This window comes from Amycolatopsis sp. NPDC003861 (assembly GCF_053605405.1).
Map to the genome: position 1 here is coordinate 1 of NZ_JBSGJD010000382.1, position 6310 is coordinate 6310.

The 6310-nt window shown below is 66.3% G+C and carries 6 protein-coding genes; 2 read left to right on the forward strand and 4 right to left on the reverse strand.

Annotation, left to right across the window (positions count from 1 at the left end; all coding sequences use genetic code 11):
* Positions 1 to 137: 137 nt before the first annotated feature.
* Both ACWEVN_RS45515 and ACWEVN_RS45520 read right to left on the reverse strand, forming a co-directional pair.
* Positions 138 to 509: a hypothetical protein gene (locus tag ACWEVN_RS45515; RefSeq protein ID WP_452055416.1), complete on the reverse strand. Its 372-nt coding sequence runs from the start codon at positions 507 to 509 to the stop codon at positions 138 to 140.
* A gap of 119 nt (positions 510 to 628) precedes the next feature.
* Positions 629 to 1102, reverse strand: coding sequence for a hypothetical protein (locus ACWEVN_RS45520; RefSeq protein WP_452055417.1), 474 nt, complete (start codon positions 1100 to 1102; stop codon positions 629 to 631).
* Between the two features lie 154 nt (positions 1103 to 1256).
* Between ACWEVN_RS45520 and ACWEVN_RS45525 the strand changes: the two genes are divergently transcribed.
* Entirely contained in the window at positions 1257 to 3497 is a 2241-nt protein-coding gene (locus tag ACWEVN_RS45525) for a P-loop NTPase fold protein (protein WP_452055418.1), read from the forward strand.
* Here ACWEVN_RS45525 and ACWEVN_RS45530 read toward each other — a convergent pair.
* Positions 3483 to 4079 (reverse strand): enoyl-CoA hydratase/isomerase family protein, encoded by a 597-nt coding sequence (locus tag ACWEVN_RS45530; RefSeq protein ID WP_452055421.1) that lies wholly within the window; start codon positions 4077 to 4079, stop codon positions 3483 to 3485. The two genes, ACWEVN_RS45525 and ACWEVN_RS45530, sit on opposite strands and share 15 nt — an antisense overlap.
* 187 nt (positions 4080 to 4266) lie before the next feature.
* On the opposite strand from ACWEVN_RS45530, the gene ACWEVN_RS45535 reads away from it, so the two are divergent.
* A complete protein-coding gene (locus ACWEVN_RS45535; RefSeq protein ID WP_452055419.1) occupies positions 4267 to 4794 on the forward strand; it encodes a hypothetical protein in 528 nt (175 codons plus the stop codon).
* Between the two features lie 52 nt (positions 4795 to 4846).
* Here ACWEVN_RS45535 and ACWEVN_RS45540 read toward each other — a convergent pair whose 3' ends face one another.
* Positions 4847 to 5224: a hypothetical protein gene (locus ACWEVN_RS45540; RefSeq protein ID WP_452055420.1), complete on the reverse strand. Its 378-nt coding sequence runs from the start codon at positions 5222 to 5224 to the stop codon at positions 4847 to 4849.
* Positions 5225 to 6310: the final 1086 nt, after the last annotated feature.

Below are 6310 nucleotides of genomic sequence, written 5' to 3' on the forward strand. Positions count from 1 at the left end.
TCTCGTCTGTTGGGGGGGGGGGTGGGGGGGGTGTTTATATTGGGTGGGGGGGGGGGGGGGGGGGGGGGGGGGCCCCCCCCCCCCCCCCCCCGACACTCGCCACCGTAGAACACGTGTTCGACTCACGGCAAGTCGGGCTACTCCGCGGACGGATCGACCGGCGCGGGATCGGTCACCGGCGGCGGCTCGATGGCACCTCCCCCGCTCGGCGTCACGGCCGTGACGCGGTGGCCTCGAACGTGGTGCCGCTCGCGGTCACGGTCACCTGGTCGCCGACGGCGAGCACGGGCCCGGCTGGCGGCTCGGTGCTCGGCGGGGGCCCGCCGCGAGGGCCACTCGACCCGCGGCGGCGCGAGCACGCCGCTCGACGGATCCGGCTCGTACTTGGTCGGCGGGTCGACGAGCGGCACCGGGGGCGGACCGCCGGGCACCGACGCCGACGGCTCGGCGGGCGGCTCGATCATCCGCAGCGACGCGAGGGTCGCGGCGACCTCGGGCAGCAGGGCCATGGTCAGTTCTCCTGGTCGAGTCGGCGGATCTCACGCGTCCGGGCCGCGCGCTCGCGGCGGCGGCTCGCGGCGGCGGTCCGGGGCGCGGAGATACGCGCCGTAGAGGCGGAAAAGAATGTTCACCACGCGACGTCCTCCAGCGGGACGCCGGTCAGTTCGCGGACCGCGTCGAGGATCCGGCGGCCGAACTCGACGTCGGCGACGCCGTGCACGGCCTTGGCGAGCTCGATCGCGTAGCAGCGGGGGCAGAGGTCGCGCTTGGGGCCGCAGCGCCAGCCCCGCCGGTTCAGGTGCTCGCGCGCGTAGCAGAACCGGGTGGCCTGGTCGTCGGCCGCGGACACGAGGTAGTCGCCGTGGTACTCGTCGCTGCAGCGGTCGCAGAAGATGCCGACGGCGTGCGGGTAGCGCTCGGTGCCCGCCTGGTCGAGCAGCGCGCGCAGGTCGGACACGCGCAGCCGGACCGGGTCGGCGGCCGGGCGGAACACGCCGCCGATGACGTCGCCGGTGTCGGGTAGGTTCTCGTGCTCGTCGAGGTACGCCGAGACGCGGGCGACGACGGCAGCGCCGACCTCCGTCAAGACGAACGAGGCCATGACGCTTGTCGACAACCGGACTGCCTCAGCGACGGACATCCGCAAGGTGACAACGGCGGAAACCGCTGAACGCTAGGTCGCAGCCACGTCATAACGGTACCGTTTCGAACTCACCTATCCGTAACGAGCGATCATCGGCGGCGACTCTGCTTACATGCCCGAAGGTGAGCTCGCGGACGAGATAGCTGCTATCGCGAAAGACGTGTTCGAACGCCAGGAGTTCGAACACTACCGCGACCACCGCGATGACATCCTGAAGCGACTCCTCGCCGAGAACATCGACGACGTCCGGAGGGCGACCGCGCCAGACCGCACTGCCCACAAGGACGCCCTTGAGACAGCGAATAACGCAGTCTCTATTCGTCGAACAAAGAGCAACCTTTGGTTAACACTGCTTGCACTACTCACAGTCCTCGCCATCTTCATTGCAGGCTACTTTAGCGGAACCGACGCAGAGGCGATCACCACCATATTCGGAGTCGATCCGAAGCAGAGTTGGATCGCCCACAACACCTACCTGATAGCCTTTACCGGCTGGCTGGTCGTCGGTCTCCTCATCATCGTCGCGATAAGCCAAATTTTCAGAAGGAAAGCCGCGATCAAGTCTGCGATGCAGCCCGCCGACACTGCGGCCGGCGTACTGGACCGATCGATGTCCGCTGCGGTTCAAGAGGCAATCTCCACTGCCATCAACAGCGAACTCGGGCCACGCGGGATCGTCGCATTTCCTACCCACGCTCCTCGACTTGTCGAACTCGATGTCACCCAGGTTCGACAATCAGCGACAGCGAACTACGTCCGTGAGTTCATCAGGGAACACGAGTCCTCCGCGATCGGCCTAGCCGGAACCCGTGGCTCGGGCAAGTCGACGGTGATGCAAGCCCTATTAGGTGACGCGGATGCCGACGAACCCGTGGTCATCACACCCTCCCCCGTACGCTACGATCCTGGAGAGTTCATTCGACTCCTGCTGACGAACGTCGCGCGCGCGATCGCCGGTCGCCGAAGCCGCGCAGCCAGAAATCATCTGCGCGTCGCCCTGCAGCGAGCCACTATCGGCAAACAACTGATAATTCTCGGGTCGGCGCTAGGTATCTCCGTGCTGCCCGAGCTGCTGCGCGGCAGTTCTTCCTTTTCCACAACTTCCAGTATATTGACAACGCGAATATTGGCAGGAGCAAACCTATTTCAGTTGATCGCGATTGCGTTACTGATATTTGTCGGAATAGTCCAATTCGCGAAAGTGCTAGTGCGCGTCGACACGAACTCCATGCAACCCCACGTTAGACAAGCACTCGCGGTCCTTCGTGAACTCCGCTGGGAGACCGAGCGAGCCACCAGCAACAAGAACACGCTCAAGGTCCAATCAGTTTACGAGTCATCCGGCGAAAATAGCCTCAAACTAAAGAGCCGCGCACCGAGTCGGTCCGACCTCGTTGACTCCCTTCGAGAGCTGCTCAAGCTGTTCGCGAGCCACAGCGAAGACAAAAGAATGGTGCTGTGCATCGACGAACTCGACAAACTCGGCGACCCCGCCGACCTGGTGGACATCGTCAACGAGCTGAAAGATCTCTTCCACATCGAGAAAGTTCACTTCCTCGTCACCGTGTCGACAGACGCTCTGGACTCGTTCGAGCGGCGTGGGCTGGCCGGCCGGGATGCGTTCGATTCGGCCTTCGACACCGTCGTGCACACTCGTCGACTGGAGCTCGACGAGTCCCTGGACATCGTGCGTGCCCGGGCGACCGGCTTCCCGCCCATCGTCGCAATGCTCTGCCATGCCTGGTCCGGTGGTCTCCCGCGCGACCTCCTGCGGACTGCCCGAGCCGCTGTGGAGCTGCAGCGACGCAACTCCAAGGCACCTCTCAGCATCGATACGATCTTCGCCACTGTCGTACTCGATGACCTTGAGGCCGCAGTGCGTGCGTCCATGCGCACCCTGGACTTCGACGACGACCAGCTCGAAGATCTCTGGGGCATGCAACGAGGCCTGGTGGCCGCACGAGACCAGAGTGCAGACTTTGATCGAATCCGGAAAGACCTGCCCGGCCCGGACCACTTCAAGACACCTTCGCTGCGAGCGCTGCTTTCGAAAGTCAAGCTGGGGCTATCACTCTTACGGGTGGCCAAGGTCGCCAGGTCGTTGCCGAACTACTGGCAAGAAGACGGCGTCGCCCTCCGCTCGATGCGGAAGGCCGCAGCTGAGCATGCCACGGCAATCGCGGCACTCAGCGAGCCTGCTCTCGTACACGAAGCCGCCGTGACCGCCGCGGTTCGCGAGTTCGACTCAGCGGCTCTCGTCTCGGCGGCCGCTCCCACCGCGTACGCGACGGCGGACCCTCCTCTCCCAGACGCGTCCACGAATGGCGCGTCGGCGTCTTCATCGAGGGGTTAGGACCATCGCGCCGCTCGCGGGGTGGTCAGGCCAGCTCGTCGACCAGTCCTTAAGCCAGCGCGGTCGACGCGTCGAGGGCAAGCCTGACAGCGCGAGGTAGAACGCGCGCCAGCGGCCGATCCGCCGGGGGATGCTCACCGTCCCGCCCGCGCCGGGGATCAGCCCCATCGCGACCTCCGGCCGCCGGAACGTCGTACTTGCGGCCGCGACCACTCGCCGCGCGAAGGCCGGCGGCTCGATGCCCGCCCCGACACAACTGCCGTGCACGCGAACTTCGGTGCGGTCAGCGAGCCGGTGCAGCAGCCGCCCAGCTCCGTGCCGGGTCCGGACGAAGTGCGCCGTGACCAGGTCCGGCGCCGCGCCGAACTCGTCGAGGTCGCCGCCCGAGCAGAACGACGGTCCGGCACCGGCCAGCACGACCCGCTCCACACCGGGGTCGAGATCGGCCACGGTCAGTCCTTCGACGGGGGCGTCGCGCTCCTCCCGGCCGTAGGCGTTGCGGCGTTCGGGCCGGTTGAGCGTGATCGCGAGCGCCGAACCGTCGCGGTCCAGCAGGACCGGCTCGGCGGACGCCGGCGGCAGCGGACGCGAGCCGCGCTTCTACAGCCAGCGCCGGGACTTCGCACCGCCGAGCAACGTCGAGTACGCGTACGACCCCCGACCGCCGTAACCAGCTATGCAGTTCCGTAACCGGACTCTCCCAGGTCCACCTGCGGAACCTTGGCGCCGAGCAGGGACGCGGCAATCGAGCACTCCCGGGCCGGCTTTCATGTACTGCAATCTCGTCACCGACCGCGCGAGCGCGAGTTTCACCGGCGTGCACGGCTGTGGGGACCGCGCACGGGGGCCGATCTCCTCGACGGCTGGCGAGCCGCCCAACGCCACCGTCCTCATATTGGCGCTCTTCGGCGGCAAGGCGGCGCTGGCCGAGGCTGTCTTCGACGTCGTGGTCGCCGGCGACGACGAGCCGGGGCCCGTGGCTGCGCGGCCGGAAGCCGCCGCAGTGTTCGCCGCGCCGGGCGCGGACGAAGATCCGCCTGTTCGTCGAGGGGTTCGCCCAGCGGCAGGCGCGCTCGGCGAAGGTGTAGATCCTTATCCGCGACGGCCGGCACGTCGACGCGTCGCTCGAACCCGTGTGTGCCCAGCTCGCAGAGGAGGGCTGACCGGGATGATCGCACTGGCGCAGCAACTGCTCCCGCACCTGCGCGGCGGCCTCGATGCAGACGAGGTGCGCAACGTCTTGTGGAACTACGGCGCGATAGACCACTACGAACGCCTGGTCCTGAACCTAACTTGACGCTCACGGCACACGCGCGCTGGCTCGCCGCGGCGATCTCCGACGCGCTCACCTAGAACTGGCCGCGATCGTTCCGGGTCGCGGTTGCCGCGGCGGCGAAGCCGTGCTCGCTCATCTCAGCCAGTTCGAGGACGCCGACCTGACGGCCTTCCACTCGGGTCAGTACGGCCCTGCCAGCCAGTAGCTGATTCGTCCCGGGTAGCTGTCGATTACGAGGTACCAGAAGGCCATCATAGGGCAACACCAGCTCCACAGGGCTCGCTTCCCAGAAGCCGCCGTAGTAGCACTGATATCCGTCCTCGTCTTCGTCGCGGTACGCCTGGTAGTTTTCGGCGTCCATCAGACAGATCCTTGCCGCGCAGCCACGCAGCGTCAGCTCGAAGCGAGCGCCGCCCGCGCAGGACCCGATCTCATGCCACAGGTGTTCCATACGACCATTTGTAGCGACGATCGGTCACCAACGGAACCACCCGCGCAGTTCGGAGGGTAGGGCGTCGAAATCATGATCGCGAGAGTCGGTACCAGGTCCGCGAACGGGTTCACCGCCGGGCCGGAGAGAGGTAACCGGAGAAAACCCTCAAATTCGCGCAACCGCGACCCGACGGTGGTCCGTCCTGCAGCTCTCGGACCTGCACGTGGGCCATGATTCGGTCAGTGATCACCGTTCTGACCTGGCGATCGGAGCACACCACCGAGTTCCGCCGGGATCGCGGACGTTGGATTGGCGATCAGGACTCTCAGGCACAACTCCGCGCGATCGGAAGCGAGACCGCCCCAGTCGGCACCACCGGCCCTGCCGGGCAGCCGGAGCCTCGGCCGCGGGCAGCCGCGCCCCCGGCAACCGGTTTACCGCCGATGACCAGGCGACGCCCCGGCCTTCGATACCCGCGCAAAGGGCGCGGACCCCGCCGCGCGCCTGGTCGTCGGTGAGGCCCGTTGTCGGCTGGTAGTCGACCCGTCCGGGGCAGGTCTGGCACCGTGAGCACGAGCAGAACGTCCACCGACTTCCTTCGCTTAGCGAAGGAAGTCGACGCAACACCGGAGCCACTTGGAACGCGTACGCCGCCGGTGCGAGGTCTACACCGAGCCAGGGAAAGATCGCGATGGCAACGTGCTCGAGCAGTAATCCACCGCGGACCTTCAGTCAGGTCGGCGGCATGACGTCTATCTGCCTGTCTGTCTTCGCCGATCAGGAGACCACGGCACTACCAGGTCGTTACTTGTCGACTCCTGGGACCGCTACGCGGTGCCGGCCGTCCCTCGAAGGAGGGTCAGCACCTTGCTTGTCGGGTTCTCAGGCAAAGCACGGAGCTTCGTGGCGGCGCTTAAGTTCGCGTGCTCGCTGTTCAACCTGCTGTCGGCCTTCCGAGTCACGTTGTAGATCGTTATACAGCGCGAGGTGACGGCGCGGACTCTGGGCTGTCGGGCCTGTCTCGTGATCGGTGTGTCCGGCGTTGTTGATCAGTAGGTTTCGGCGCCCGGCCAGCGGTCACCGAAGGTGATGGCGAAGGCGTTG